Source organism: Neisseria sp. P0021.S005 (assembly GCF_051956955.1).
In genome coordinates, this window is the sequence record NZ_JBQCWY010000456.1 from 1 (window position 1) to 2,472 (window position 2,472).

The following is a 2,472-nucleotide window of genomic DNA, read 5'->3' on the forward strand; positions in this document are numbered from 1 at the left end:
TATTGGAAACCGCGCGCTTCGAGGCGGCCCATCATGGAGGCTTGGGAAGACATGGAGTCTTTGGCGTAGATTTCGCTGACCGCTGCCTGGGTTTTGACGCGCTGCAATTCTTCTTCGGAAACGCCGTGGTCGGCAATGTCTTTGATTTCTTGGCGCAGCTGGGCAATCAAAGTATCGGTTTTCACGCCTTCGGCAGGCATGGCCATCACGCTGAACAGCGGAATTTCACGGCTGATGATGTCGTAATGCGTTCCTGCGTTCAATGCGGTTTGCTTGCCACGCACGAGGTTTTTATCAAAACGGCTGGACGCGTTGCCTGCCAAAATATCGGAGAGGATGTCGAGGGCGAAAGGCATCGTGTCATCGAGTTTTTGGAGTTTCGGTACACGGAAGTTGATGGCAATCAGCGGCTGGTGTGTAACCGGAGAAGTGGCTTTGACCGTAACAGGCTTGCGCAAATAGGGTTCGGTATGGAGTTTGTTGCGCGGCGGCTGGGCTTTGGCGGGAATATCGCTAAAGAGTTTGGCGGCCGTCTGAAGCGTTTGTTTGGCATCGACATCGCCGACAATGACCAATACAGCATTGTTGGGCGCGTAATATTGTTTGTACCACGTGCGCAGGTCATCGGCTTTGAGGGTGTGCAAATCTTTCATGTAGCCGATGACGGAGGCGCGCATGGACGGTTGGGTAAAGGCGGCAAGATAGGCTTGTTCCCACATTTTGCCGTCGGCTGTGTCTTCCGTGCGTTGGCGGCGTTCTTCGCGGATGACGTTCATCTCGTTGAGGAATTCTTTGTCACTGAAGTTGAGGTTGTGCATTCGGTCTGCCTCGAGCTTCAGGATCTCAGGCAGGTTGGCGGCGGCGACGTTTTCGTAATACACCGTTTCATTTCGGTTGGTATAGGCATTGTTTTGTCCGCCCAGCTCGGACACGCGGCGGTTGAATTCGCCGGAGGGAACGTCTTTCGTGCCTTTAAACATCATGTGTTCCAAAGCGTGGCTCAGGCCGCTTTTGCCCGGTTTCTCATCCACGCTGCCGATTTTGTACCAAATTTGCGAAACGGCCACAGGCGCGCGGTGGTCTTCTTTGACGATGATTTTCAGACCGTTGGGCAGGGTTTCAGAAAGCGTCTGCGCCCATGAGGCGGCAGGCAGCGTGAAGGCAAGCATTAAAGCAATTCGGCGTAACATGGTTCAATCCGTAAAATGAAAATCAATCGCCAAAGTATAGCGGAAAATCTGCAAAGATAGGCCGAATGTTTCAGACGGCCTGCGGCCTTATCTGCTGATTCACATCAAGCGCGGCCGTTGCCAATCTTTACCGTCGCGCCTCATTCGCGGATAATCCCAAACATTCCCGTTTCCAACCATCACAAAGGAATCATCATGGCATTTTTGAAACTGACCGAACAAAATGTTCAAGGCAAAACCGTTCTGATCCGCGCCGATATGAACGTACCGTTTAAAGACGGCAACATCAGCGACGACACCCGTATCCGCGCTTCGCTCGCATCCATCAAATACTGCTTGGACAACGGCGCGTCTGTGATCGTGATGACCCACCTCGGCCGTCCGACCGAAGGCGAATTCCATCCTGAAGACGATGTAGCGCCTGTTGCCGCACATTTGGGCAAACTGTTGGGCAAAGACGTGAAAGTATTGAACGACTGGCGTGAAAACAAACCGACTTTGAACGCCGGTGATGTCGTGATGCTGCAAAACGTGCGCATCAACAAAGGCGAGAAGAAAAACGACTTGGAGCTGGGCAAAGCCTATGCTTCTTTGTGCGACGTGTTCGTCAACGACGCATTCGGTACCGCCCACCGCGCCCAAGCTTCGACTGAAGCCGTTGCCCAAGCCGCACCGGTTGCCTGCGCCGGCGTGTTGATGGCGGGCGAACTCGACGCTTTGGGCAAAGCCCTGAAACAACCGGCTCATCCGATGGTTGCCATCGTTGCCGGCAGCAAAGTGTCCACCAAACTGACCATCCTCGAATCTTTGGCCGACAAAGTCGACCAACTCATCGTCGGCGGCGGCATTGCCAATACCTTCCTGTTGGCAGAAGGCAAAGCCATCGGCAAATCTTTGGCCGAACACGATTTGGTGGAAGAATCCAAAAAAATCATGGCGAAAATGGCGGCTAAAGGCGGCTCTGTTCCGCTGCCGACCGACGTGGTTGTCGCTAAAGCCTTTGCCGCCGATGCGGAAGCTGTGGTGAAAGACATTGCCGACGTTGCCGAAGACGACATGATTTTGGACATCGGCCCTAAATCCGCTGCTGCTTTGGCCGATTTGCTCAAAGCTGCCGGTACGGTCGTATGGAACGGCCCGGTCGGCGTGTTTGAGTTTGACCAATTTGCCGGCGGTACCAAAGTATTGGCCGAAGCGATTGCCCAAAGCGATGCGTTCTCGATTGCCGGCGGCGGCGACACTTTGGCGGCGATTGCCAAATTCGGCGTAACCGATCAAATCA

Annotated in this window: 2 protein-coding genes; one reads left to right on the top strand and one right to left on the bottom strand. The window is 54.0% G+C overall.

What is annotated here, in order from left to right:
• A partial coding sequence (locus ACTHUE_RS15510; protein WP_440423930.1) for a M16 family metallopeptidase occupies positions 1 to 1,190 on the bottom strand: 1,190 nt, incomplete at its 3' end.
• Positions 1,191 to 1,385: 195 nt separating this feature from the next.
• Between ACTHUE_RS15510 and ACTHUE_RS15515 the strand changes: the two genes are divergently transcribed.
• Positions 1,386 to 2,472 (top strand): phosphoglycerate kinase (locus tag ACTHUE_RS15515; protein WP_440423931.1); only part of this gene is annotated, 1,087 nt, incomplete at its 3' end.